Source organism: Arthrobacter sp. Y3223164, from assembly GCF_059091005.1.
The window spans coordinates 1-789 of record NZ_JBNHGF010000709.1 but is presented as its reverse complement, the minus strand read 5'-3'; the positions used below and the strand labels follow the sequence as shown (position 1 = coordinate 789).

Annotated in this window: 1 protein-coding gene; it reads left to right on the top strand. The window is 72.6% G+C overall.

Annotated features, from left to right (window positions below; all coding sequences use genetic code 11):
- The coding region (locus AC5RUJ_RS17540; RefSeq protein ID WP_494156415.1) for a sialate O-acetylesterase at nucleotides 1-789 on the top strand (789 nt) is incomplete at both ends.

The window sequence follows — 789 nt, the reverse complement described above, 5'->3', positions numbered from 1 at the left end:
GCCGGGGCGGCCGCAGCAACCCGGCCGGATTCCGCACCGGATGACGAGCGGATTGCGCGCTTGGTGGCGGACCCGACGTCGGCCACCCACCGGGAGCTGCTGCAACTGCTGGCCCCGACAATCGCGGCTGCCGCCCAAACGGCGGCCAACGGGCGCGTCGATCCGCGCCAGGCCGGTTACGACGTCGTCCTGCTGCTGGGCCAGTCGAACATGCAGGGCTGCGGCCTCCCCTTCGATCCGGCCATCGACGTGGAGCTCGACGGGATCGACCAGCTGGCGGGTTCCGGCCCGTCCGCGGGCCGGGTCATCACGGCCAGCGAACCGCTCTGCCATGTCGCCAGTGTGTGGGTGGACGGCCGGCCCGCGGTGGGACCCGGCCTCGAATTCGCGCGGCAGCTGTGGCTGGCCCAGCCGGCCGGCCGCAAGGTGTTGCTGGTGCCCGCGGCCCTGGGCGGCACCTCGATCACGGGCAACGCCGACTACTCCTGGGATCCGGACAACAAGACTGCCCGAACGAACCTGTGCCACCGCGCGCTGGAGGCCGCCCGGCAGGCGCTCTCGCTGAATCCGCGCAACCGTTTGGCGGCGGTCCTGTGGCACCAGGGCGAGTCCGACGCGGTGCTGGGTGCCTCGGAGGGCTGGTACCGCCGCAAGTTGCTGCAGATTATTGATCTGGTCCGCGACGCGCTGGGGCCGGCGCCGTTCCTGATCGGCGGGATGGTGCCCGAATGGCTGCCCGATGACCGGCGGCGGCGCGGCATCGAGGCTGCGCACCGCTCCGTGGCGGCG